We start from the raw sequence: 562 nt of genomic DNA, 5'->3' as shown, positions 1-562 counted from the left end.
CACACCCACTTAATTTACGGGGGGAATCGCGCGAATGAATTTGAGATGCGCTTAAACGGCGTGCCTTATCAGGAAAAAGCGAAGCAAGGTGGCGGTATCCTTTCCAGCGTAAAGGCCACTCGAGCAGCTACTGAAGAGCAATTAATTGAGCTCGCGTTGCCTCGTTTAGATGGCTTGTTAGCAAGTGGGGTTACGTCGGTTGAGGTAAAATCAGGCTACGGCTTGACGCTCAAAGACGAACTAAAAATGCTGCGTGCTGCAAAAGCCTTAGAACAAGAGCGTAAAGTCAAAATCACAACTACCCTTCTTGCCGCTCATGCTTTACCGCCTGAATTTGAAGGTCGCGCAGACGATTACATCGAACATATTTGTCAGGAAATCATCCCAATCGTCGCAGAGGAAAACTTGGCCACCAGTGTGGATGTGTTTTGTGAGTCTATCGGTTTTAATTTGGAGCAAACCGAAAAGGTATTTGCGACAGCGAAACAATATGGCTTACACGTAAAAGGCCACACAGAGCAGCTATCAAACCTTGGTGGCACTGAATTGACTGCACGATACA

Annotated in this window: 1 pseudogene; it reads left to right on the top strand. The window is 47.0% G+C overall.

Annotation, left to right across the window (positions count from 1 at the left end):
- A pseudogene (locus R8N47_RS27375) lies at window positions 1-562 on the top strand (imidazolonepropionase); the annotation flags it as partial.

The sequence above is a fragment of the Vibrio sp. 2132-1 genome (assembly GCF_033344315.1).
This window is presented reverse-complemented; position numbering and strand designations above follow the sequence as displayed.